Source organism: Hyphomicrobium sp. ghe19, assembly GCF_902712875.1.
Classification (GTDB): domain Bacteria; phylum Pseudomonadota; class Alphaproteobacteria; order Rhizobiales; family Hyphomicrobiaceae; genus Hyphomicrobium_B.
The window spans coordinates 621,628-645,640 of the sequence record NZ_LR743509.1; the positions used below are offsets into that span (position 1 = coordinate 621,628).

The window sequence follows — 24,013 nt, forward strand, 5'->3', positions numbered from 1 at the left end:
GTCGTGTTGGCCTCCTAGCGAAATTACGGTGCAGGATTCTTCGGTTGAAGGATCGATGACCTCCTGATCTCGCGCCTTGCGGGGCGGCACTCACGCGCGAAAATCCGGGCCTCAATTCTTGATTGTTCCCGGATCGGTTTGTTGAGGATCATGCTGCTTATCGTTCGCGGCTCATGCAACCTTTCGGACTGTCCCTGAGTGCATTTCACCGAGAAGCTCTCGAACGTTTTCTTCAGTTAGTGGAATTGGATTTGTGCCAGCCGTCGGGTCAACGACCGCGAGCCTTGCGATATCTCCAAATTTCTCCTTCTCGACACCCAGATCGGCGATCGTCGCGGGGATACCTATTTCTGATCTCAATTCGAGTATCCAGTCGTTGATGGCTCGCACGGCCGCACTCCCTGATTTGCCTACTGACAAACCGAGATAAGCGGCTAGCCGCTGCATTTTCTCACCAATGGCTGGCGCATTGAATGCGAGAACATAGGGCATCACCACGCCGTTAGTCAGTCCGTGATGCACGCCGTAAATCGCGCCGATGGGATGGCTGACGGAGTGGACGGCGCCTAGGCCTTTCTGGAACGCAGTTGCGCCCATCGTTGCCGCCGACATCATCTGACCGCGAGCCTCGATGTCATCTCCAGCGCGAACCGCGCGGGGCAAATAGTCCTTCACCAGGCGCACGGCTTCCATCGCGATCGCATCGGCCATCGGATGATAACTCGGTGCGCAAAACGCTTCGATCGCATGTGATAGGGCGTCCATGCCCGTTCCGGCGGTCAATGAAGGTGGCAGGCCCACGGTCAGCTCGGGATCGAGGATTGCGATGCGAGGCAGCATCGCAGGGTGAAAAATAATTTTTTTAACGTGGTTGTCGGCGTCGCTGATGACGGTGGCGCGTCCGACTTCCGAGCCGGTTCCCGCCGTTGTCGGGATCGCAATGATGGGCGCGATAGCATCCGCGGAGGCGCGCCGCCAGTTATCGCCAATATCTTCGAAGTCCCATACCGGCCTCGATTGGCCTATCATGAGGGCAACTGTTTTGCCCACGTCGAGGGCGCTTCCACCGCCAAAAGCAATGACGCCATCGTGTCCTCCCTGGCGATAGGCCGTCACGCCATCCGCGAGATTGACCGAGGTCGGATTACCCTGCAGTGCATCGAAGACGCGGGCCGCGATCCCGGCGTCCTGCAAGGAGGCCAAGGCCGAGTGCACCATGGGAAGGTTTGTGATGCCTGGGTCGGTGACGAACAACGGCCGGGAGATGCCAATCTCCTTACACGCCGAAGCCAGTTCGCCAATTCGACCAGGACCGAACCAAACCTTGGTGGGGTAGCTCCAGTTCGCAGACGCAATTGTCATCTCTCGATCCTTCTTTCGTGTGCGGTTGTTTGCATATTTGCAGAAATGGCTTTGGCAATTTCGATCAGCGCTTCACGCGCGCGCGGCACTCCGCCCGACATCGCAGTGAAGGCGTGTGGCAGCGACGGATAGTCGAGCGTCTTGACCGGATTGCCTTCCCGCGCGAGACGCTGCGCGAACGCAATGCCTTCAGGACGCAGCAAATCGTTGCCCGCGTGGACCATTATCGCTGGGGGCAAATTTGCGAGGCTTGTAGCTCGGTTGACCGAGCACCTAGGATCGTCGGCATCTGTTGGAGCGCGGGTATATTGGTCCGCGAACCAAATCATGTCTTCACGGGATAAGGGGTAATTGCGATCGTAAGGAGTGACCGGCATCGCGCGCCGGTCCATATCAACCACCGGATAGATGAGCAGTTGCATGCAGGGCATGGGCTGGCATTGATCGCGCAAGCAAAGCGATGCCGCGATGGCAAGGTATGCGCCCGCGGAATCGCCACCGATCGCAACGCGGTCCGCGTCCGCGCCGATGCGATCAGCCGTTGATCGAACCCAGCGGAACGCGGTCAAAACGTCTTCCACTGCCGCCGGAAAGGGATGTTCGGGAGCCAACCGATATCCAACGGACAACACGAGGCAACCGCTGTGCTCCGCGAGAATGCTGCATGCGGTATGGCAAGTTTCGAGATCGCCCAGCACACAGCCGCCAAAGTGGAGATAGATCAACACCGGCTTTCGATCTCTACGCTCGCCCTTCGGCCGGTAAAGACGGGCGGGAAGCGCCGTAACCGGATCATCGATCTCAAGATCTGAGACTGAGGTTTGTCTCGATGCAGGTCCTTCCAGCAAGGATAGCGACAGGAAAGCCGGCTTCCTGCGGTCCTCGACTGTGTCCCCGCTCGACCTGGCGAAGCGCTTCATAATCCAGGCATGGATACCGGCTCGCGGATCTATTCCCCGCATCTGGCGGGCAAGCGATGTGAACCGGAAAAAATAGGAGACCATCGGCAGCGCTGCTTGGAATCCGCACCGCAGCATTTTCCAACTTTTTCGATTCCAGCCATCCGCATCGTCGGCGAGAACGCTGTCGGCTTCACCTGAGACCGCCATGCTTTTGCGCCTCAAGATCTGAGCGATCGGTCAGGCAAGCCGATCACACGGAGCCTTTGTGCGTGCATCTTCTTCAACAATCGAAGGGTCATTTCAGCTTCTCGGAACCGACGATCGCACGAACGCGATCAGGCGATCACTTCCGGCCGTTCAGGTATATTAGTAGTATATTGGTGTCGTCAATTCGCAAGTTATGTCTGTAAATGCGATAGTTCTTGATGCAGTGCAGCGCCAGAAATTCGAGCGAAGTTCCTGCTAAAAAATATTGACAATATATTCTTGAGAGGCCTTACTGCCGCGATCTTGGATTTCGCGATCGAGGGTTTTTGTGCCCAAAAAGAGAGAGCCGTTTCGACTGCCCCAGGCCGAGGGCGAGCGAGAGACGCAAGCCACACAGGCTTATCATGCAGTTCGCGCGATGATCCTTCGTTGCGAGCTTCAGCCCGGCTCGGTGATCAACGATCGTCTCCTTACTGAAAAAATCGGCTACGGCCGCACACCGCTGCGCGAAGCGTTGCTTCGCCTCGCGGGTGAAAGGCTCGTTCTCTTCCCGCGCAACCAGGTGATCGAGGTTGCGCCCGTCGAGGTTTCGGAAGTCAACAACCTCTACACATTGAGGCTTCATTTGGAGAGGCTCGCGTGGCGGCTTTGGCTTGAATCGGCGTCCAGCAAGCAGATCAGCGATCTGTCGCACACCTTCGACAGCGTGCCGGCGCTTACGCGGGAAGGCGATGTCGAAGGCCTTCTTCATCTCGATTTTGCATTTCATGTCCGGGTCTATCAGGACTGCGGCAATCCTTTTCTGACCCAGGCGCTCTACAATCTTTCGGGCCTCACGTACCGCCTCTGGTTCATGACCAACACCAACGACGTCAAGGCGCAGGCCGCGACGGCGCGATCTCATGGTCCGATTATCGAAGCGATCCGGCGACGTGACGCTCGCGCCCTGGACACCGAGATCGCGCGTCACATCTCGGAAGCCTACGACGCCATCATGAACAAATTCCGTGTCAACACGGTGAGCCGAATTGGCGAAATTCCCATTCAACTGCTGACGAAGGAGGAGAGTAATGGACTGCGTGACGCGTAGATTACACCGTCTGGTTACGGCCGCGGTTGTTGGAAGTTTTGCATTCTCCAGCTCTGTGATGGCCGGGGGACAGCTAACTGTTCTCTGTTGGGAAGGGTATGCGGACAAAAGCTTCGTCGAGCCCTTTGAAGCCCTGTCCGGCTGTAAAGTGAATGCGGTCTATGTCGGCACAAACGATGAGATCGTATCGAAGATCATGAGCGGTGGAGGAACCGCCGATCTCATCTCGCCATCCAACGACACGACCATGAGGCTGGTGAGCGCCGATGCCGTGTCGCCGATCGATGAAAGCAAAGTTCCAAACCTGGCGAACTTTCTCCCACAGTTTCAGCGGCCGGCGTGGGATGTGAAGGACGGGAAGCTTTGGGGAGTTCCTTACGGATGGGGCGTTATCCGCGTCATCGCAGACCCTGCTTTCGTCGATCCGAAGACGGATACGCTCGGCTTCCTCTGGGACTCGAAATACGTAGGCAAGCTTTCTGTTTGGGACGATATCGAGACTGTCTACACGGCTTCGCGTTATCTCGGATTCAAAAACACGTACGATCTGAGCGACGAGCAGCTCGAGCAAGTCAAGGCCAAGCTCATCGCGATGAAACCGAACATCCGCAAATACTGGTTCACCACCGGCGAGATGGGGACCTTGATGGCCACCGGCGAAGCGGTCGGCGGAAATTCGTGGGAGTCCACGATCGTTCAGCTGCGGACCGACGGCAAGAAGGTCGCCGATCTCATGCCGAAAGAGGGCCGGGGAGGCTGGAGCGATAGCTGGATGATCGTCAAGGGAGCCGAAAACAATCCCTGCGTCTATCCGTTCCTCGATTACGTGTCGTCGGCGAAAGCGCAAGCTCTGGCGCACAAGGTCACGGGCTTTGGCTATCCCAATACCAAAATGGTCGATGAGCTCGATGAGAAAACCAGAGCGGCCTATACCGAACTGGGTATGACCGACCCCGCAACGCTTACCAACATTGATTGGTGGCAGCCGGTGAAGCGCCGAGCAAAGTACCTCGAAATTTGGAACCAAGTGAAGGCGGCGAACAAGTAGTTGTTGATCGTCAAAGGACGTTAGCGCCGCGAGAGGCGTGCCCGTTATTCCAAGCCACTGAGAGATAGGACCTTTGGGTGCGATGACTGTTGGAATTGAACTTCGAAATCTTCGCAAACTCTTTGAGGGTCACGGGCACGCTTCTTGGGCGGTCGACGGCGTCGACATGACAATCGGGGCCGGCAAGTTCGTCACTCTTCTCGGACCCTCCGGATGCGGGAAGACGACGACATTGCGAATGATTGCCGGCCTTGAGATGCCGACGTCAGGCCAAATTTTTCGAGACGGCCAGGACATCACGGATCAGCCGGTCACCGACCGCGATATGCGCATGGTGTTTCAGGATTTCGCGCTGTTCCCGAACATGACGATCCAGGACAACGTCGCGTTCGGCCTGCGCGTAAAAAGCAAGAGGGGCAAGTATACGGAAGCGCAGATTCATCAGCGGGTCGCTGAGTTTCTTGATCTCGTGCATCTCCAAGACCATGCACACAAGAAGCCCCATCAGCTCTCTGGCGGCCAGAAGCAGCGGGTTTCGTTGGCACGCGCGCTCGTCACCGATCCAAAAGTTGTTCTGTTCGACGAGCCGCTTGGATCGCTTGATGCCAACTTGCGCAAGATTATGCAGCTCGAGCTCATTCGCCTGCATCGCGAACTGAACAAAACATTCATCTATGTCACGCACGACCAGGACGAAGCGATGGCGATGAGCGATGCCATCGCGGTGATGTCGCAAGGAAAGGTCATGCAATTTGGCACTCCACGGGAGATCTATGATCGCCCGGCCAATCGCTATGTTGCGTCCTTTATCGGGCACGCGCACATCGTCGACGCGACGATCGAGAGTCAACAGCCGGACTCCGTGACGGTCCGTCTTCGCAACGGCGATCGTGTCGGATTGCGTGGGAAAGCCGAGGCGGCATCCGGAAGCGCTGTCGGTCTCATGCTTCGTGCCGAAGATCTCGCATTCGCGGATGCCGCCGCCGATACGATCGGTGGAACGGTCGTCGATAGCCTCTATCGTGGCGAATATGTCGAGTATGTCGTCGCATTGAACGGTAACTCGGGCGTCGTTCACGTCCATGCTCGCACCGATCTGCCGCCGGTCGTGCATGGCTCAGCCGTAGCGCTGAAGGTGAATCCAGCCAAAGCCCACGTTGTGGTGCATTGAGATGACGGCGATTGAACAGCCTATCGAGCTCGAGAGAACCAGCATCCGCAGCGCCCGTGCGATTGAACGGCGTCGGCTCTTTCTTTGGTTGCTGCCACCGTTGGCATGGTTCACGGTCTTCATGCTGATCCCATACGCCACGCTGCTCTACACGAGCCTTGGGCATGTGGATGACATGCGGTTTATTCCCGGATTGTCACTCGACAATTTCGAGCGCGTTTTCACGGTGGATCCCTACCTCAGTGTCATCATCAAATCGGCTCGGATCGGTTTGATGACGGCCGTCTTTTCCTCGATCGTCGCCTATCCACTGGCCTTCTATCTGGCTTTCCACGTTCGTACGGAGCGGCTGAAGTTCCTCATCTATCTTCTCGTGATCGTTCCATGGTGGGCCAGTTATCTCGTCAAGGCGTACGCCTGGAAAACGATACTCGGGTCGGGCGGCATCCTCAATGTCGGGATGCAGAATCTCGGCCTTGTGCACGAGCCCGTGCGTTTGTTCCTCTACAACGAATTCAGCGTGGACATGACGCTAACGTACATCTTCACGCCGTTCGCGGTTCTGTCGATCTACGCACAGCTCGAGAGGGTGCCGACATCATTGATCGAAGCCGCCCGCAATCTCGGTGCGGACGGCTGGATGATCTTCAGGCGGATAATCCTGCCGATCAGTGTTCCCGGTGTCGTGGCGGGAGCGATCATCACCTTCTCGCTGGCGTTCGGCGATTTCGTCGCCCCGGTTCTGGTCGGCGGGCCAGACTCCGTCATGATTTCCAACGTGGTCATCAATCTTCTCGGCGTGGCTTTTGACTGGCCGTTGGCTGCCGCAATCGGCTTGGTGATCATTACGCTCGGCCTCCTGCTCATCTCGGCGTCGGGATGGCTGGAGGAAAAAACACAAACTCGGTTTTGAGAGATCTCATGCGAGCCTTCGGCAATCGTTCACTCGTGACCGCCTTGGCCATGTCGGTGCTCGCATTTCTGTACGCGCCGATCTTGGTGATGATGGTCTTCTCGTTCAACGACAGCCAGTATACCGGATTGCCGTTCAACGGATTCACGCTCCGTTGGTACGGAGAACTCTTTCGGGACGAACAAATGCTGATGTCCATCTGGAACAGCATTTATGTCGGCCTCGGCGTCGTTGCCATCAGTGTTCTTTTCGGCTTGCCGGCGGCTGTCGCACTCGATCGATACGAGTTCCCGGGGAAGGGCGTGTTCCGACGCATCGTAATGTTGCCGATCGTTCTTCCCGGCATCATCACGGGCATCGCGCTTCTCGGATTTTATCTCACGATCCACCTGCGCCTTTCATTGTACACGATCATGCTCGGCCAGGGCACGGCGCTGATGTGCGTTACGATCACAGAGGTATTCGCGCGACTTCAGCAGCTGGGCAAAAGCCAAGCGGAAGCTGCTGCAAATCTTGGTGCGAACGACTGGGAGGTCTTCAAGAACGTAACTTTCCCGGGCATCCGCTCGGCATTGTTTGGCGCGATGTTGATCGCGTTCTCGATTTCCTTCGACGAAATCGCCGTGACGTTCCTGCTCACAGGACGAGACAATACCCTCCCGATGACATTGTGGTCTCTCCTGCGTCGCGAGGTGACTCCGGAAGTAAATGCCGTCGCCACGCTCATTGTCTTTCTATCGATCATCTTGATCGTTGCCGGAATGTATTCTTCGCGTGGGCAAGCGAATGAACGGGAGGCCTGAATGAACATCCAAGATGTCCGCGAACTGATAGCGAGCGAAAAGATCAACACGGTCATCATCGCGGCGACCGACGCGGCGGGCGTTCTGCGCGGTAAACGATTGACGGTTCCCTATTTTTATCACGCCATTGAGGATGGATTGCACTTTGCATCGTTTCTTTTGGGAACGACAACGATGGACGAAGTGCTGCCAGGGCTCTTTGACACCGGTATCCCAGACGTCAAAGGCATGATCGATCTTTCGACGTTCCGCGTCGCGCCATGGGAGGCGAATACCGCAATCGTCTTCATGGACTGGGCAACGCCCGAAGGATCTCCCCATCCGCTTTGTCCGCGTTCCATGCTCAAGCGCAAGGTAGCTGAAGCCAAGGCGATGGGCTTCAGTTCCAGCGCCAGCCTTGAACTCGAGTTCTACTTGCTGCCGATTTCAATGGCGGAAGTCCGCAAAGGCCGATGGTCTGATATCGAACCTGCCTCTCGGGATATTCACTGCTATTCAATTCTCGAAGGCCATTACTGGGAGCCGATAATCGGCAAGCTACGCGAGTGCTTTCCGAACGAAATCGAAGGATGCTTGCCCGAATGGGGGCAAGGACAGTTCGAGGTGAACCTTCATCACTCCGATCCGGTGAAAATGGCCGACGCCTCGGTCATGCTCAAGCTGGCGACGAAGCAGCTTGCGTCTCAGGCAGGGGCCATGGCGACGTTCATGGCAAAGTTTCGCGAAGACTTGTCGGGATGCTCGGGCCATATCCACATGAGCCTCCAAAAGACCGTCAGCAAGGAGCCCGTATTTTTCGACGCGGATAAGCCGCTCCGTCTCAGCGACACGTTCAAGAACTTCGTGGCCGGCAACATTGATGTTTTCGCGCCCTCGATGATTTTTTATGCGCCGAACGTGAATTCCTACAAGCGTCTGCAATCGATGACGTTCGCAGGGACGACGCGAAACTGGGCTGTCGACAATCGCACGACCGGCTTTCGCGCGATAAACGCAACGCCGCGAAGCACGAGGCTCGAAGTCCGTATGGCGGGTGCGGACGTCAATCCCTATTACGGGTTGTCGATTGCGCTTGGGTCGGGATTGCGCGGCATTCGCCTTGGCCTGATCCCTCCGCCGCCGTCTAGCGGGAATGCATACGACGAAAACGTGGACAAGGTGCCCGCGACCCTCTCAGCGGCCGTCCGATGTGCCGCATCGGACAAGGGAATTCGAGAGGTGCTTTCACCTGAGGTCGTCGACAACGCTCTCCGCATCGCCGATTTCGAGCTGGGCGTATTCGAGCGAACCGTGACGGACCTCGAGCGGCGCCGGTACATGGAAACCGTCTGACCCGATCTTCACACAAGAAAGCGAAATGCCAATGGAGACGATGACCCAGAAGGGGCATGCGGATGATGTTCAGTATTTCGACGTCATCATCGTCGGCGCCGGCATTTCCGGCATCGGCAGCGCCCACCAGCTCAAGAGGGACTGCCCAGAATTATCCTACGTTCTTCTTGAGACGCAGGAGACGTTTGGGGGAACTTGGCATACGCATCGCTATCCGGGCGTGCGTTCGGACAGCGATCTGTACACTTTTGGATACAGCTTTAAGCCGTGGGTGGAGTCACCAATCGCTACTGGCGAGAGAATCCTCACCTATCTAAATGCCGTCGTTCAAGAGGACGATCTCGAGCGCCATATCCGGTATCGTCACCGCGTGATTTCGGCGAATTGGGATAGCACAGGCAAGCGTTGGGACTTGGTTGTTCGCAACGAGCGAACGGGTGAAAATCTTGCATTTGCGACCAACTTCCTTTGGATGTGTCAGGGGTACTACCGGCACGAGGAGGGCTATACGCCGGATTGGCCGGGGATGGACGACTTCAAAGGCCAGATTGTCCACCCGCAAACATGGCCATCCGACATCGACTACACCGGTAAGAACATTCTGGTGATCGGCTCCGGCGCTACCGCAGCGACGCTGATACCGGCGCTTGCCGAGAAGGCAGCGCACGTGACGATGCTGCAAAGGTCGCCAACGTATTTCAATCCCGGGACCAACGCGGACGCGCTGGCGGATCAACTGCGCGCGCTGGAAATCGACGAGAATTGGATCCACGCGATCATCCGGAAAAAGCTGCTGAAGGAGCAGGAGGGGAGACTTCTGCGCGCTCAAAACGAACCTGATGTCGTTGCGAAAGAAATGATCGCAGCGGTCGAAGCCAACCTTGGGCCCGATGCGGACGTGGCGACACACTTCACGCCGACTTATCGTCCCTGGCAGCAACGGGTCGCTTTCATACCCGAGGGCGATTTTTTCCAGCCTTTCCGCGCGGGGAAGGCGTCGATCGTCACCGACATCATCGATCGGTTCACGCCGGAGGGTGTGCGATTGCAATCCGGCAAAACGCTCGAAGCCGACATCATCGTCACGGCAACGGGCTTTAGCCTTTGCGTTTTGGGGGACATTGCGTTCTCAAAGGACGGCACGCCTTTGAGGCTCTCCGATACGGTCACGTATCATGGCATGATGTTCACCGGCGTTCCCAACCTGGTTTGGGTGTTTGGCTATTTCCGTTCGAGTTGGACGCTGAGAGTGGAGTTGATCGCCGACTTTGTGTGCCGGCTTCTGAAGCACATGCGGCTCATCGGGCGAGAAATGGTGACCGTCGAGCTGCGGGATGAAGATCTGGGTGAGCCGGCTTTGCCATGGATCGATGATCAGAACTTCAACCCCGGCTACCTTATGCGCGACATGCACTTGATGCCGAAGCGGCTCAACAAACCGGAATGGCAGCATACCCAGGATTATTTCGCCGAGTGCATCCGGTTCCCCCAGATCAGCTTCTCAGACGAAGTGTTTCATTTTTCTTGAACCAAGGCATTCTGCTCCAACATTGCGCGTCTATACGTGAAGCACACCGAGCAGAGATTAAGCGCAGCACGCCAACGTCGGGGATAAGTCGCGGCGAACAAAACCGCTCAAAAGTCTGAATGGCAGCAACGATCGAGCTAAGCCATATAAATCCTTGGAGCGGGCGAAGGGAATCGAACCCTCGTATGCAGCTTGGGAAGCTGCCGTTCTACCATTGAACTACGCCCGCAAAGCCTGATTTCACTTTGCTTTCGGCCTGAAATCACAGGGTTTTCCCGTACTCCGAAAAGAACATAAAAGCCAATAAAAAACAAGGTGCGCGCAAAAGCGTGCTACGCAGAATGCGAGGGAGCCGGCCAAGAACAAGGTGGTCGGGCGGACGAGTAGGGGCACCCGGAGCCCGTTCGGTGCAATTAGGGTGCACGTTCGCGGTGCAAACCTGCGCCCGACCAACAAAAAGGCCCCAGATTGCTCCGAGTCCCTGATCCTTCCGACCGCTTTGAGCGCATCACTCGGCGGCGACGAGCCGCAAGGGGGCTCTGGCCGTCTGGACGCGGCCACGGGCTTCGACGATCTCTTCCTGTTGGACGGAGACGTAGCGCAGCGTCGACTTGATGTTTGAGTGATCGATCGCCTTCTGGACGAGCTTGATGTTCTTCGTCGCCCGCGCCAGCCGAGAGCCGAACGTGTGGCGGAAGTCGTGTGGGTGGAAGTCCTCGATCCCGGCCTTTGCGCAGGCGGCCGGGTCCCTTTGCAATCGGGCTTGATTGGCAGGGCAGGGCACCATTTTTGCAAATATTGGGCACACCATTGGGGATTTCACAACCTTCTGTGAATTGGCTCGTGAGCGTGTAAGACGCGCTTCCAGGAGGCCGAGGGGAGAGCCGATAGCTGCATTTCAGCGACGAACCGGTTAGTGTCTGAATCGCAGCGAAGAAACTGGAAGAAATGGACCTGGGCGGGGTGAAGAGCGACTTCTGGGAAGTAGAGAAAGTCAGTTGCCCAAAGTGCCACCTTGAGTGTACGTCGGATAAGTCGAAGTTGTAGGCATCGTTTTCACGGTGACGGCGGCAACTTGGGATGCCGGGATCCGCACCCGCAGTGCTCCTGTCCAACCTCGAAGACTTCGAGCTGAAGACGTTCGAATAGCCATTCGCTCACAAGTCCACGGTGAAGCCCGTTAGGACATGCGCATCATGACATCGCGTGTCCAATCGCCTCAAGCTCAAGACTCGGTCAATCGGGAAGTGAATGCGCTCAAGTCGTCTGCTGACCCAAAGCGGATGCGCCCGTGGCTTCTGTTCGTGCAGCGCGGCTTTGATTCATAGAAAGCGCCAGAGCGATCGAATTAGCGTGCGCCGCCATGCGCACATGTACGTCGCTTTTGATTAGGCGGCTTATGCTTTGGAGAGGACCAACAAGTCCCAGGCTGAAATTCACTCCCACCGAAGGGATGTGGATGGGGACCGCGACCGCCGCAAGATTCTCGTCGACTTCGCTGATGCATGTTGCAAATCCCCGTTGGCGGACCAGCCGATAGTCGGCCTTTAAAGCAGCTTTGGTCGTCAACGTCTTCGCCGTCAATTTGGGCAATCGGCCGGCGAGAACGCGTTCGACGATTTCTTCGGGCTGAAACGCCATGATCGCCTTTCCGGATGCCGTAGCGTGGGGCTGAAGCTCCTTTCCCGGGAGGACGAAGCCTCGCCATGGCGTATCGGGCGATTCCATTGCCACCGATTGAATCGTCGTTCCTCTGAGCCTCGCCAAATAAGTCGTTTCGGAAACTTCCTCGCAGCAGCGTTTCAAGATGTTGCGTGTCAGGGTTTCAACAAGCTCGTCGCTCGTCGAGAGGACCGCAAGCCTCTGAATTCGAGGAGAGATGCCATATGACTGCTTTCGGCCACCCTTGGTCTCTACCAGGTTGGCGGCTAGCAAATTCGCGAGCAGGCGGTGAGCGGATTGCTTGGGCAGGCCGAGCAGGACTGCCACCTCACCGAGACTCAAGCCGTCGGCGGACCCGCATAAAATTTCGAGGATGCTGAAATATCGTTCAAGGGGCACCTGCCTCTGCTCGTCGGACGGGCGTTTCAAAAATTCTCTCTCCATTTTTCGACGGCCGCATCTTCTTCCAATGATCGTTGATTGACAACTGCACGCGAGATGCTAACGTTTTCGATAATTGAGATTTATCTCGAAAATCGGGACAACGCAATTGACTGATCGTTTAGTGCTTGCAGGCCGCTTGCTCACAATGGAGCCCGATAGCGCCCCGCATTGGGAAGGTGTGCTGCTTCGCAAAGATCGGATAGTCCGGCCAGTCACGCGTTCAGAGGCGCGAACGGAACTCAAGCATCTTCCGGTGCTCGATCTCGGTGACCGGACAATGATGCCGGGCTTCGTCGACGTGCACGCTCACGCTGAGGTCGCCAGCCGCGCCCGTTTCCGCACTGCCGATTGCCGCGCGCCGGAATGCTCGACGATTTCCGACGTTTGCGACTCGTTGCTGTCCCTCGTCCCGAAAATCGATGAGAACGACTGGATCGTCGGGCAGGCAAACCTATTCTTCGATCGCAAATTGAAAGAAGGGCGTCTGCCGACGCGCGAAGAGCTCGATCGCGTTTCCAAAAGCCGGCCCGTCGCGTTGCGCGCGGGTGGGCACATCACTGTCCTGAATACAAAGGCCTTAGAGGCCATTGGCATCACGCGCGACTACCGGCCGCCACAGCACAGCATCACTGGCAAGCCTGCCGTTGTGCGTGACGCTGGTGGCATGCCGACGGGCGTGGTCAAGGAGATGGATGCTCTCCTGCCATTGCCGGCTCCCAGTATCGATGAGTTGCGCGATGCGATCGCCGCTGGCATTCGCACGTACTTCACATCGCACGGCGTCACGACGATCGGCGAGATTTCCGAGACCATCGATGGTCTCGAGTGCATGAACGAGCTGGCGGAGGATGACGCGTTGCCTGCGAGCATGCGCGTCTACCTTTGGTCTCCGGGCACCATGACCCTCGACAAGATCCGTCATTGGCGTGAGCATCTCCGCATCACAGCTCCGGACGAGGCGTTGCGCGTTCAAGGCCTCAAGTTATTCGCCGACGGCGGATTTTCCGCCAAGAGTGCCGCTGTCAATTGCTGCTATCACGGCGAGCAAGAGTTTCGAGGCGATGTCGCTCTCGATCGGCACTTTTTCGCGCGTGCGTACGATCTAGCGCGTAGGAATGGTTTGCAACTGGCCGTTCACGCCAATGGCGACCGGGCGCAGGAGTGGGTTTGCGAAATGTTGCTTGCGCTCGGGGGCGCCGGCCAGGGTAGAGAGAGGGCGCGCATCGAGCATGCAGGCAACCTCCTTCCCTTGCAGCGAACCAGCGACCTATGGGCTAAAGCCGGAATCGTACCGGTGCCGCAACCCGTATTTCTTTACACGTTCGGCGAATATTTTCCCGATTATCTCGGTGAACACGGGAGTCGCGGACGCTTCCCGTTCAAATCCCTCTTGGCTCGAGGCTGGCATCTCTCGGGGAGCTCGGATGTCTGGGTGGGCTCCGAACGAGAGGCAACAAATCCCTTCTTCAGTATTTGGTGTTGCCTCAAGCGCCAGACCTACTCGGGCGGCTTCATCGACCCGGACGAAGCGATCACGCTCGATCAAGCTCTCCGCATGCACACAATCGATGCTGCTGCGGTCCTCGGAGAAGAGGACCAGCGCGGAAGCATAGCGCCGGGAAAAATCGCTGATCTTATCGCTCTCGATAAGGACCCTCGTGACGTAGACGTCGACGATCTTTGCAAACTCAAGGTCGAATATGTGGCGTCGCGCGGGAAGGACGTGATCTTGCCTACCGAAATCTCATCGAAACACTGAGCCTTCAGCATTCCAGGAGTATGCATATGCGCAGATTGATCTTGGCTGCAGGTGCCGCAGCCGCCCTTGCAGGCGTCGCTTATGGTGCACCGTCTAAGTGGTATCCGATCGCCGTCGAAGAGTGGGAACCGCCGTTTGACATGGCAAGCCCGCGCAAGGCAACGGAATACACCCCTCTCGAGAAAGCCTCGCAGAAATGGAATGTCTGCGTTTCGGTGCCTCACCTCAAGGACGCCTATTGGGTTGCGGTCGATTATGGCGTGACTGAGGAAGCCAAGCGGCAAGGGATCAAGCTGACCGTCGTCGATGCCGGCGGCTATGACAATCTCAGCAAGCAGATTTCGCAGATTGAGGACTGCGTTGCGGCAGGCGCGCAAGCCGTGATCCTCGGCGCGATTTCTGAAGACGGCCTCAACAACATGATCAAGGAGCTCAAGGGTCAGGGCATCCCGGTCATCGATTTCATGAACGGCGTGACGTCGAAAGACATTCAGGCCAAATCGCTCGTGTCCTTCGGCGAAATGGGCTCTGCCGCAGGTCTCTATCTCACCAAAGCGCATCCCAAAGGTTCAGGCGTAGCCAAGGTTGGGTGGTTTCCAGGCCCCGCCGGAGCCGGATGGGTGGAGTCGGGCAATCTCGGCTTTGTCAATGCCGTCAAATCCGGTGACATTCAGATCGTCGAGACCAAGTACGGAGACACCGGCAAAGAGGTTCAGCTGAAGCTCGTCGAAAGCACGTTGGAAGCTCATCCCGATCTTTCGTATATCGTCGGGACGGCTCCGACAGCCGAAGCTGCGATGCAGGTCCTCAAGGAGCGCGGCCTTCAGGATAAGATCAAGATCCTCTCGTATTACATGACGCCGAGCATGGTGGAGGCCATCAAGTCGAAGGGCGTCGTCGCGGCCCCGACCGACTCTGGCGTCATCCAAGCGCGGATCGCCGTGGATCAGGCTGTTCGCATCCTCGAAAAGAAAGATTACCTCAAGCACGTCGGGCCTAAGCTCTACGTCGTCGACCAAACCTCGGTGTCGGCGTTCGATCCGGCATCCTCCGTTGCTCCTGACGGCTTCAAGCCCGTCTTTAACGTGAATTGATGGACCACGAACCAATCACGGCCGGCGCCAAAGCTCTCGATGCGGGGGCGCCGGTCCTTGCGCTCAAAAAAATATCGAAGCGTTATCCAGGCGTCGCCGCGCTCGCCGATATCGATTTCGACCTGAGGTCCGGCGAGGTTCATATCCTTTTCGGCGAGAATGGCGCGGGCAAATCGACACTTGTCCGCCTCATCTCGGGAGCCGAAAGGCCTTCGGCCGGCCAAATCCTCTTCCGGGGCAAGGAGACTGTTTTCACATCAGTCCATGCCGCGAGGTTGCTTGGCATCAACGCGGTCTATCAGGAATTCTCACTCGTTCCAGATCTGACGGTCGCTGAAAACATCTTCCTCGGTTTCGAGAAAGCCCGTTTCGGCTTTGTCGACCTTGACTACATTCGAAACGAAGCGCGGGCGATTTTGGACCGGCTCGCGTTTCCACTTAATCCGAATACCAAGGTTTCGTTCCTTTCCCGCGCCGAGCAGCAGATGGTGGAGATCGCGAAAGCGTTCCGCTCATCTCCCTCGATCCTCATTTTGGACGAACCAACGGCTTCGCTCACCGAGCGCGAGGCCGAGCGATTGTTCGCGCTTATCTTGGCGGCCAAGCAGCAGGGCGTCGCGGTACTCTACATTACTCACCGCATGGGCGAGATCCGCCGTCTCGGTGACAGGATCACGGTATTCCGTGATGGCCGCAACGTGGCGACGGTATCCGCATCGGAAGCGGACGATGAAAAGCTCATCTCGTTGATGACCGGCCGTGTCATCACGCAACTGTTTCCGCACATCGCGAACAATCCGAAAGCTCTCCGGTTATCTATTTCCCATCTCACCAATGCGCGGCAAACGATCCGCGATGTGAGCATCGACGTACGCGGGGGCGAAGTCGTCGGCATCGCGGGCTTGGTTGGCTCGGGAAAAGGGGACATCGGTCGCGCATGCCTCGGGATCGATCGCACCGTTTCGGGCGATATCCAGGTCGATGGCCGCTCGATCACCGGCTTGCCGACCCGCAAAATTCTCGATGCGGGTTTGTATTACTTGCCATCCGACCGGAGGCGCGAAGGGCTTATACTCTCCCTTGGTGCGCGCAAGAATATCGCGCTTGCCGAGCTTGCGACGCCTTTGTTGAGTCGTGCCAACTTCATTCGGCTGGCTGAAGAAAAACGCCTCGGCTCGGATTTGGCGCGGCGCGTCGAACTCAGACCGTTAGATGTCGAGCGCCCCGTCGAGCAGTTCTCCGGCGGCAACCAGCAAAAGATCATGATTGCGAAGGTGCTGGCCCGAAATGCGGGAGTCGTCATCTTCGATGAGCCGACTGTCGGCGTGGACGTCGGGACGCGTGTCGCGATCTACGGCTTCATTCGAGAGCTTTGTGAAAACGGAGCTGCCGTTCTGCTCATCTCGTCGGACATGCCCGAGATTTTACACCTGACGCACAGGACCTACGTCATGTATCGCGGACAGCTGCAGGCGGAACTCAAGGGAGATGAAATCACGCAGGAGAACATTCTGCGGAATTTCTTCGAGAGGGAAATTTGATGAACGATCTTGCGTCCACGCATGAAGCCCGCGCGAAAGGCTTTCTTCACAGCGCCAAGCTGCTGTTTGCGAGGCTCGGGGTCCTGCCCATCCTGCTCGTGGTGGCGATCGTAATTTTTTCGCTGATGTCCGAGCATTTTCTGTCCGTGCGAAATATCACCAACGTCGCGCGTCAGTCCACCTATCTTATCGTCGTGTCTCTTGGCCAAATGATCGCCCTCATTAGTGGAGGGATTGATCTTTCCGTCGGCGTAACGGTCGCCTTGAGCTCGGTGATCTGTGCTCTCACCATGTCAGCCCTGTCGACGGTCTTTCCCGAAAGCATCGTACTGATCATCACCCTTGGTGCGCTCGCCGGCTTTTTGGGTGCATCTCTCATGGGATTGATCAATGGCGTCGGCATCGCATTCCTCGGCGTGTCTCCATTCATGATGACGCTTGGTTTGACGTCGATTGGGTTTGGAACTGCTCTTTATCTGACCGCAGGAATCCCGGTGCACGGGATGCCCGAGGAATTCGGTGCGATCTTCGGCTTCGGTTCTTTCTATGGAATTCCGACTCCAATCTACGTCACGGCGGCTATCGTTTGCGGAATGTCGCTATTGATGAACCGGACAGTGCTTGGACGATATTTTTACGCCATAGGCGGCAACCTCAATGCTGCGCGCCTCTCGGGCATCAATCCGCACTTTTCGCTGCTGGCTGCTTACGTCCTTTGTAGCGCGCTCACAGCTCTTTCGGGGCTTATGCTCACCGCGCGGCTGGCGACTGGCGAAGCCAACATCGGAGCGGCGCTGCCTTTGGAATCAATTGCGGCTTGTGTGATCGGGGGAGTGAGCCTGAGCGGAGGTATAGGCCGTGTCGGCGGGGTAGTGCTCGGCGCTGTGTTCATTGCGTTGGTGCAAAACGGCATGAACTTGGCGCACATCAATTCTTACCTGCAGATGGTCGTGATGGGCGTGATCCTCATCGTCGCGGTGATCGCAGATCGGATAAGGCTGCGGCTGGTCAAAGAGCTTCACGCTTAGAAATTATCCGATTAAAGCTCGTAAAGTCGTCACCTAAAGCGAATTTCGTATTTGAAAACTCATAAATAAACGAATAATGTAGCCCGCAGACAGGCTTTTATGCGGAGATTGTTGATGCGCGCTGAAATCGCGGGTGGGGGCATTGCGGGACTGACAGTGGCTGCCGCCCTTGCAAGAAAGGGCTGGGACGTCCGTGTCCATGAGCGGGGAGAGGAACTCCGCGAAATCGGCGCAGGCATCTTCATGTGGGAGAATGCACTGCGGGTCCTGGAGGCGATCGACGCCTACGATGAGGCGATCTTCGACGGCGAACGGGACGAATACTGGGAAGTCCGCGATGAGCGCGAACGCTTGCTTCAATCTGGATGGATGATGCAGGGAAGCCGGCTGTACACCATCCTGCGAAGCCAGCTACACCGGTCTCTTGCCAATGCGGCCCGTAGAGCGGGCGCAGAAATCGTTACGAACTCGCCGATCAGCGGAGTTACCTCCAATGGCGAACTTCGCCTCGCGTCAGGCGAGCGCGTGAAGGCTGACCTCATTATTGGTGCGGATGGCGTGAATTCCGCCGTGCGAAATTCGATCGGTCTTACTGAGCGCGTCGTCGATCTCGAAGACGGGTGCGGCCGCTATCTCATCGATCGGCGCAAGGACGATGTCGCGGGACGCTCGCTGGAATACTGGCAGGGCGGACGCCGCGTGGGAGTGGTTCCGGTAAGCTCGGATAAGGTCTACCTCTATGTGTGTCGCCCGGCGTCCGACCAAGCCGGTCGCATCTCGCCCGCGGACAAGAACACATGGATTTCGTCGTTTCCGGCACTTCGGCCGTACCTTGAACGCATCGTCGACAACGGCCGATGGGCCGGATTCTACGACGTGACCTGCAAGGGTTGGAGCAAGGGTAACGCCTGCATCATCGGCGACGCGGCGCACGCCATGTCGCCGAACCTTGGGCAAGGAGCGGGCGTATCAATGCAGTCCGGCTACGTTTTGGCTGAGGTTCTGGCCCGACATAAAGACGTTCCGACGGCACTTCGCGAATGGGAAGCTCGCCAAAAGCCGGTTTGCGACGCGACGCAGAAATTTTCCAGGCTTTACGGACGGATGGGAACGCGCTGGCCGCGCGCACTTCTTGACGTGCGGTCATTGGTCGTTTGGGGTATTGGAAAATCAAGCTCGCTACAGAGAAGAATCAATGTAGCTGCTCACACCGATGTGACCCAGGGACTAACAGCAGTTCCGATCTAAATGGTGAGCTAACTTGGCGAAAGGATATGGCCGCTTGCTTCGCCAAAGCGTCGAGGTCGAGGTCTCAGGGCAAGACCTCGACCTAATACGTCAGCTTCAGGTCGATGGCCGCACCAGCTTCAGAGAACTCGCCGAAAGGACAGGCATATCCGAACGCCTGATCAAGGCTCGTATTGACGCTCTGCGCAAACATGGGGCAATGGAAATTACCATTGTCGCCGATCCGCGTCGTCTCGGTTATCCGAGTATGGCACTCGTAGGCGTGCGGACAGACCCCAAAATCGATCCCCGTGAGATTGCCGAAAGCTTTTTTGACATTCCCGGTGTGGACTACGCGGTTGCCGTGGGCGGGCGTTTTGACGTTGTTGCCGAAGTCGTTGCGCAATCCGATCAGGAACTTTTCGACACCGCGAACTTAGATATCAAACGACACGAGGGCGTCAGGAGCATCGAATTGTTCCCGTTGCTGGAGCTTCGTCATCAGCAACTGTCGTGGGATGCTGCGCAAATCGAGCGAATGTCCGTCCGCGATGAGACGGATCATGTCTTGGAGCCCGTCGATTGGGCAATCATTCGAACACTCAGTGTCGATGGCCGCACAAGTTTTCTAGAACTAGCGCGGCAGCTAAATGTCTCAGAGAGTCACATCAGATCGCGCTTTGCAAAGCTCCTGGGTAACGGCCTCATCAAGGTGCAAGCGCTCACAAATCCTTCGTTGTTCGGCTACAAAGCGGTGGGTTGGCTGTGCTTACGCGCGAATGGCAGCGAGCGGATCGGGAAAGTCGCTGATCGATTGGCGACTTTGCCCCATGTGACCTATCTTGCACTGACGGCGGGACGCTTTCAGCTATTCGCTGAGATCGTTTGCAAGAACAAATCCGAACTTCTGAGCTTTGTGGAAAATGAGTTCAGTGGTGGGATCAGCGGTGAGATTTTGCTCTGCTATGATTTCCTGTTTCGCAAGATCAGCTATGGCGATGAATATCTGAAGTGAGCTTTGGCCAACCGACCGGGTTCCATGCTCCGAGCCGTTGCCGCGAAGTAGGTAATTAGCGACAAGCTATTCGACCGAGGTGGCGTTCCTTGTCACTAAAGGCAACCTCCTCACTCACCGCGGTCGTCTGGCACATCCATGCATACTTTTTTGCGCGGCAGCAGATAAGAGTTCGGAAAAGTAGCGATAATGGAAATTTTCGCTAGTAATCCGCTTGCTGATCGCATCCGGACCTATTCAGGACGCTGATCTATCAGACCGAGTAAAGCGACATCGATGCGTGTTGGGATGATGAGTCAAGCCGGAGCAGGGGAGGGACACCGCTCAGCTTTTTCGTCTCGTGGAATTTCCTCAGAACGGATCGATAGTCAGCGAGAGGGCCTTCTTGCTCAATGGTGCCTGTTGGCACCGTAAAATCCGGGCGACCCATATCTTCGTCTTTTGGGAGATAGTGCCCAGTGGCACCCTTGGCGCCCCCAGATTTTTAGACTCCCAAAGAGCTGACTTGATCATCGGGAGTCTATAGATCTACCGCTGCTCAAGACAGACTCGAACAAACGAGTTCCTTGGGCTAGTCCAACAATCTGAGAGAAAGCTATGAAAAACTTGGTGTTCCTTACTGGTGAAGCGACGGTTCTCGCCTCCGAGGGCCAGTACACTGATGCGATGCCTGAAGTCGTCATCGGCACCGTCGACGGGCCCGTTGGGCATGCCTTCGCCGGAATGATGGGGCAATCCATGGGGCATACCCGCTTCTTCGTCATTCGCGATCTCAACCAGCAAGTGCGGCCCGCTGCGCTGATGACATCGAAAGTCACGATTCCGAACAGCGCCTATATCGAGCTTTTTGGCGGCGTAGTGCAGGGGGCGATCGGAGACGCGATCGTCGATTGCCTGAAGGACGGCATTCTACCCAAGGACAAAGCGAATGAGATCTGCATGATCATAACGGTTTGGCTGGATCCCCGCGTTGCTGATCATGAGGAACTCGACAAGAAGGATCTCTATCGTTGTCAGTACGAGGCGACCAAGCTCGCGATCTCTAGAGCGATGAAGGGTGAGCCTACGGTCGACGAGCTGATTGCTAACCGCGATAAGATCAAACACTACGCGCTGGCAGACGTCTTCCCTGGTTGAGATTGGTCACCTTTCAAAGATGGAAAACTCGTGCCCTCGACCTAGCCAAGGTCGGGGCGCGTTCTTTTGCGCCGCAAGAACCGGGTCTTGTTACCGCACTAGCGCCCTTACCTTTTTGCTTAAATTTTGCCCTGGGCGCCAATAGTTTGACCGACCTATTGACGCGCTGAATAAACAGACCGCATTTAAGAGCGTGTCATATGACCGAGCGATGGAGAAGTGTTTGGTCTCGTTTGAGCCGCGCGAATGGGCGGAGGTTGCAGAATCGTTGAGCGCCGCTTCCTGTGAAATCGGCGAGCAGGGCTTCCATTTGAGGCTTTTGGAATTGATGGGGTCGCTCATCCCGCATGAGACCGGATGGATCGTCCGCTATTCGCCTGGTTCCGATCCAGACGTACTGCACACGAAACAAATCAGTTCAAACATCGTCCAGTACTACTTGGGAGCCGAACCGCGCTCGACTGACCCTTATTTCTGCTCCTGGCGCTCAAACAGGGTTGCCCGCGTTGAGACCATGGAAACGGCACTTCCGTCGGCTGCGGACAAAAATTTCTACTCCCTCGATTTCATGAAGAAGATGGAGTTCACCGACGAGCTGGCCATTTTCCTTCCGTCAGTCGGCATGTCATGCCTTTCGCTGTTCTTCGAGAGAAAAGCCGATCGTTTCACCAAGGCGGACATCGAACGCATCGAACGGTTCTTTCCAATCGTGCACGGCTTGCATCAGGCGCACACGCGGACGCTAATGACGGCGATGTACAGTGCAGCGCATGCGCCCACGTCCTTCCAAGACAGACCAGCAGCCATTTTCGATCGTCACGGCAAGCTTGTGTATTCGACGCCGAAGTGGCGGCAGCTCGCTGAAACTGAAGTCACGGTAAGAAATATCGAGTGGTCGTTATCGTACGACGAAATCCGCCAGCAACTTGGCGGCGGGACGCTGCCGTTCAAAGGAATTGAACTCGACTGCATGAACTCGATCGCCCCCGGCGGCCTTCTCCTTCATCATGTCGGCGACGGCCTTATGGACAGGGAAGCAGGAGAACGAGCATCGTCGTCGATCGTTGATCAGTTGACGCCGCGCGAACGTGACATCGTCGCGCTAACGCTCGATGGCTTTAGTACTGGCGCTATTGCGCAGCGACTGAAGATCTCTAAAGGCTCTGTTAAGAACCGCCGTTTGCGGATCTATCGAAAGTTGGAGGTCTCCTCCGAGAGGGAGCTAGTCACCACCCTCATGCCATTCGCCAATCAGCTGAAATGCCAGCTGGCGAGCCGGAGAGTGCGCACCCTTCCGTGCAACGTCTCCGAGGACGAAGACTAGCGAGCTTTGGTTCTCGCAAAGCTTTTGGCCGATGCCTCGCGGGCCACCCTGATGCCGCGAAATAGAGTAGCCTTTCCAATAAATATCGACTGCGAGCAAGCCACTGGTGCCAACCGACACCATTGCTGTCTGCCGGTTAATTCTCCGAAATAGCGCCAGAGTTTGGCTTCGGCTGCCGTCTCCAGACGGATGTCGGCCCTGGCATTTCGCAGAAAAAAGGTGACTTCAATGCTCCAGAAAAACGATGAGGAAATCTTCGGGCTCGACCGCTTTCGGCCGAACGACCCCGCGCATTCGTATACCCTTCCTGCAAATCTGTATTTTGATCGCGAGGTTTACGAACTCGAGAAAGAAAAGATCTTCTACAAATCCTGGAACTTCGTCTGTCACGCGAGCCAACTCGCGGCCCCCGGCGCCTATCGCACCGTCAAAATAGGCGATCAAAGTATCGCGATCGTACGCGGTCGCGATGGCAACCTTCGCGCCTTTCACAACGTCTGCTCTCACCGGGCCCACCAGTTGCTCCAGGGTGAAGGAAAGACGCGTGCTATCACTTGCCCGTATCACGCTTGGCAGTACGAGCTTGACGGCCAACTTCGCTCAAACTCCGTGCTGGAGAATGTCGCCGGCTTCAAGACGGAAGAGTTTTGCTTGAAGCCTGTGAAGCTCGAAGTCTTCCTCGGCTTTGTTTGGATCAACATCGACCTCAGCGCCAAGTCGCTCGCCGAAACGTCGGGTCATTTCGAGGCGGACGTCCGCAAATATGTCGACACTCCTGAAACGCTGGTCTACGCGGGCCGCCAGACGTTTGAGATCAAGGCGAACTGGAAGAACGTCGTCGAGAATTTCCAGGAGTGCTACCACTGCCCGCCGGCGCATCCGGCCCTCGTCGAACTCTTCGACCACGGCATCTATCAGACCAAGAACTACGCGATTTGCTCGAGCCACATAGCCCCCGCGCGAGAGGAAAACTCGGCATACAAGGTCGATAAAAATCAGCAGGGCGCCCAGCTGATGTACGCGGCTTGGTATCTATGGCCCAACGTCACTTTCAATGTTTTCCCCGGCCGCCGAAACTTGTCGTTCATGCATATCATGCCGACAGGTCCAGAGACCACCTATGAGCACTGGGATTTCTTCCTCGATGAAGCGACGCCAAACGAGGAAGAGAAGGCTGCAATGGAATACATCAAGGACGTCCTTCAGCCGGAAGATATCGGCCTAGTGGAAAGTGTGCAGCGTGGTCTCCATTCTGTCGCCTACTCTCAGGGCAGGCTTGTTATCAACCAAAAGCTCGTCGGTGAAGGCAGGTCGAGCGATGGGCTAGGCGATCACAAAGCATCCTCTTCCAGCGAGCACGGCATCCACCATTTTCAATCGATCTACTACAACGCCATGAGCGCCGACAGGCGCTGACATATTGCGA

Annotated in this window: 20 protein-coding genes and 1 tRNA gene; 16 read left to right on the forward strand and 5 right to left on the reverse strand. The window is 56.7% G+C overall.

The features are described from left to right. Window positions 1-171: 171 nt before the first annotated feature. Both AACL53_RS02920 and AACL53_RS02925 read right to left on the reverse strand, forming a co-directional pair. The gene (locus AACL53_RS02920; RefSeq protein ID WP_339082307.1) at window positions 172-1,362 is read right to left on the reverse strand and encodes an iron-containing alcohol dehydrogenase; all 1,191 of its coding nucleotides are present in this window, start codon (window positions 1,360-1,362) and stop codon (window positions 172-174) included. Then, window positions 1,359-2,471: an alpha/beta hydrolase gene (locus AACL53_RS02925; protein ID WP_339082309.1), complete on the reverse strand. Its 1,113-nt coding sequence runs from the start codon at window positions 2,469-2,471 to the stop codon at window positions 1,359-1,361. Before AACL53_RS02925 ends, AACL53_RS02920 begins: the two co-directional genes overlap by 4 nt. Before the next feature lie 328 nt (window positions 2,472-2,799). Between AACL53_RS02925 and AACL53_RS02930 the strand changes: the two genes are divergently transcribed. The 7 genes from AACL53_RS02930 (at window position 2,800) to AACL53_RS02960 (ending at window position 10,356) form a co-directional block, all read left to right on the forward strand. Further along, window positions 2,800-3,561: a GntR family transcriptional regulator gene (locus AACL53_RS02930; protein ID WP_339082311.1), complete on the forward strand. Its 762-nt coding sequence runs from the start codon at window positions 2,800-2,802 to the stop codon at window positions 3,559-3,561. Then, entirely contained in the window at window positions 3,551-4,609 is a 1,059-nt protein-coding gene (locus AACL53_RS02935; RefSeq protein ID WP_339082313.1) for an ABC transporter substrate-binding protein, read from the forward strand. The genes AACL53_RS02930 and AACL53_RS02935 overlap by 11 nt, the downstream gene beginning before the upstream one ends. Before the next feature lie 82 nt (window positions 4,610-4,691). Further along, window positions 4,692-5,780: an ABC transporter ATP-binding protein gene (locus tag AACL53_RS02940; RefSeq protein WP_339082315.1), complete on the forward strand. Its 1,089-nt coding sequence runs from the start codon at window positions 4,692-4,694 to the stop codon at window positions 5,778-5,780. 1 nt (window position 5,781) lies between these two features. Beyond that, window positions 5,782-6,693, forward strand: a complete 912-nt coding sequence (locus AACL53_RS02945) for an ABC transporter permease (protein ID WP_339082317.1) — start codon at window positions 5,782-5,784, stop codon at window positions 6,691-6,693. An 8-nt stretch (window positions 6,694-6,701) separates the two neighbouring features. Then, window positions 6,702-7,496, forward strand: coding sequence for an ABC transporter permease (locus AACL53_RS02950; protein ID WP_339082319.1), 795 nt, complete (start codon window positions 6,702-6,704; stop codon window positions 7,494-7,496). Next, on the forward strand, window positions 7,497-8,828 hold the full coding sequence (locus AACL53_RS02955) for a glutamine synthetase family protein (protein ID WP_339082320.1): 1,332 nt from the start codon (window positions 7,497-7,499) through the stop codon (window positions 8,826-8,828). Window positions 8,829-8,859: 31 nt separating this feature from the next. Next, the gene (locus AACL53_RS02960) at window positions 8,860-10,356 is read left to right on the forward strand and encodes an NAD(P)/FAD-dependent oxidoreductase (protein ID WP_339082321.1); all 1,497 of its coding nucleotides are present in this window, start codon (window positions 8,860-8,862) and stop codon (window positions 10,354-10,356) included. A 155-nt stretch (window positions 10,357-10,511) separates the two neighbouring features. Here the strand turns inward: AACL53_RS02960 and AACL53_RS02965 are convergent. From AACL53_RS02965 to AACL53_RS02975, 3 genes are all read right to left on the reverse strand, one after another. Continuing rightward, window positions 10,512-10,585: transfer RNA gene (locus tag AACL53_RS02965), tRNA-Gly, on the reverse strand. A 279-nt stretch (window positions 10,586-10,864) separates the two neighbouring features. Continuing rightward, window positions 10,865-11,113: a tyrosine-type recombinase/integrase gene (locus AACL53_RS02970; RefSeq protein ID WP_339082323.1), complete on the reverse strand. Its 249-nt coding sequence runs from the start codon at window positions 11,111-11,113 to the stop codon at window positions 10,865-10,867. 500 nt (window positions 11,114-11,613) lie between these two features. Further along, window positions 11,614-12,447, reverse strand: a complete 834-nt coding sequence (locus tag AACL53_RS02975) for an IclR family transcriptional regulator (RefSeq protein WP_339082325.1) — start codon at window positions 12,445-12,447, stop codon at window positions 11,614-11,616. Between the two features lie 121 nt (window positions 12,448-12,568). Between AACL53_RS02975 and AACL53_RS02980 the strand changes: the two genes are divergently transcribed. The 9 genes from AACL53_RS02980 to AACL53_RS03020 all read left to right on the forward strand — a co-directional run bounded on the left by AACL53_RS02980 (window position 12,569) and on the right by AACL53_RS03020 (window position 24,003). Next, window positions 12,569-14,221 (forward strand): amidohydrolase, encoded by a 1,653-nt coding sequence (locus AACL53_RS02980; RefSeq protein WP_339082327.1) that lies wholly within the window; start codon window positions 12,569-12,571, stop codon window positions 14,219-14,221. Window positions 14,222-14,247: 26 nt separating this feature from the next. Beyond that, window positions 14,248-15,315: a TMAO reductase system periplasmic protein TorT gene (gene torT / locus AACL53_RS02985; protein WP_339082329.1), complete on the forward strand. Its 1,068-nt coding sequence runs from the start codon at window positions 14,248-14,250 to the stop codon at window positions 15,313-15,315. Then, window positions 15,315-16,856 (forward strand): sugar ABC transporter ATP-binding protein, encoded by a 1,542-nt coding sequence (locus tag AACL53_RS02990; protein ID WP_339082332.1) that lies wholly within the window; start codon window positions 15,315-15,317, stop codon window positions 16,854-16,856. Before torT ends, AACL53_RS02990 begins: the two co-directional genes overlap by 1 nt. Continuing rightward, complete coding sequence (locus tag AACL53_RS02995) at window positions 16,856-17,884, forward strand: ABC transporter permease (RefSeq protein ID WP_339082334.1); 1,029 nt, start codon at window positions 16,856-16,858, stop codon at window positions 17,882-17,884. Before AACL53_RS02990 ends, AACL53_RS02995 begins: the two co-directional genes overlap by 1 nt. Window positions 17,885-17,998: 114 nt before the next feature. Further along, the gene (locus AACL53_RS03000; RefSeq protein ID WP_339082336.1) at window positions 17,999-19,132 is read left to right on the forward strand and encodes an NAD(P)/FAD-dependent oxidoreductase; all 1,134 of its coding nucleotides are present in this window, start codon (window positions 17,999-18,001) and stop codon (window positions 19,130-19,132) included. Window positions 19,133-19,166: 34 nt separating this feature from the next. Then, window positions 19,167-20,126 (forward strand): Lrp/AsnC family transcriptional regulator, encoded by a 960-nt coding sequence (locus AACL53_RS03005; RefSeq protein ID WP_339082338.1) that lies wholly within the window; start codon window positions 19,167-19,169, stop codon window positions 20,124-20,126. A 597-nt stretch (window positions 20,127-20,723) separates the two neighbouring features. After that, complete coding sequence (fae, locus tag AACL53_RS03010; protein ID WP_339082340.1) at window positions 20,724-21,263, forward strand: formaldehyde-activating enzyme; 540 nt, start codon at window positions 20,724-20,726, stop codon at window positions 21,261-21,263. A gap of 268 nt (window positions 21,264-21,531) precedes the next feature. Then, window positions 21,532-22,587, forward strand: a complete 1,056-nt coding sequence (locus AACL53_RS03015) for a helix-turn-helix transcriptional regulator (RefSeq protein WP_339082343.1) — start codon at window positions 21,532-21,534, stop codon at window positions 22,585-22,587. A 228-nt stretch (window positions 22,588-22,815) separates the two neighbouring features. Continuing rightward, window positions 22,816-24,003: an aromatic ring-hydroxylating dioxygenase subunit alpha gene (locus tag AACL53_RS03020; RefSeq protein WP_339082345.1), complete on the forward strand. Its 1,188-nt coding sequence runs from the start codon at window positions 22,816-22,818 to the stop codon at window positions 24,001-24,003. The last annotated feature ends 10 nt before the right edge of the window (window positions 24,004-24,013 follow it).

Excerpts from the sequence above, each read along its gene's own strand:
- torT (WP_339082329.1), top strand. The coding sequence starts at position 14,248 with ATGCGCAGATTGATCTTGGCTGCAGGTGCCGCAGCCGCCCTTGCAGGC.
- AACL53_RS03020 (WP_339082345.1), top strand. The coding sequence starts at position 22,816 with ATGCTCCAGAAAAACGATGAGGAAATCTTCGGGCTCGACCGCTTTCGG.
- fae (WP_339082340.1), top strand. The coding sequence starts at position 20,724 with ATGAAAAACTTGGTGTTCCTTACTGGTGAAGCGACGGTTCTCGCCTCC.
- AACL53_RS02955 (WP_339082320.1), top strand. The coding sequence starts at position 7,497 with ATGAACATCCAAGATGTCCGCGAACTGATAGCGAGCGAAAAGATCAAC.
- AACL53_RS02960 (WP_339082321.1), top strand. The coding sequence starts at position 8,860 with ATGGAGACGATGACCCAGAAGGGGCATGCGGATGATGTTCAGTATTTC.
- AACL53_RS02945 (WP_339082317.1), top strand. The coding sequence starts at position 5,782 with ATGACGGCGATTGAACAGCCTATCGAGCTCGAGAGAACCAGCATCCGC.
- AACL53_RS02950 (WP_339082319.1), top strand. The coding sequence starts at position 6,702 with ATGCGAGCCTTCGGCAATCGTTCACTCGTGACCGCCTTGGCCATGTCG.
- AACL53_RS02990 (WP_339082332.1), top strand. The coding sequence starts at position 15,315 with ATGGACCACGAACCAATCACGGCCGGCGCCAAAGCTCTCGATGCGGGG.
- AACL53_RS02995 (WP_339082334.1), top strand. The coding sequence starts at position 16,856 with ATGAACGATCTTGCGTCCACGCATGAAGCCCGCGCGAAAGGCTTTCTT.
- AACL53_RS03000 (WP_339082336.1), top strand. The coding sequence starts at position 17,999 with ATGCGCGCTGAAATCGCGGGTGGGGGCATTGCGGGACTGACAGTGGCT.
- AACL53_RS02925 (WP_339082309.1), bottom strand. The coding sequence starts at position 2,471 with ATGGCGGTCTCAGGTGAAGCCGACAGCGTTCTCGCCGACGATGCGGAT.
- AACL53_RS02940 (WP_339082315.1), top strand. The coding sequence starts at position 4,692 with ATGACTGTTGGAATTGAACTTCGAAATCTTCGCAAACTCTTTGAGGGT.
- AACL53_RS02920 (WP_339082307.1), bottom strand. The coding sequence starts at position 1,362 with ATGACAATTGCGTCTGCGAACTGGAGCTACCCCACCAAGGTTTGGTTC.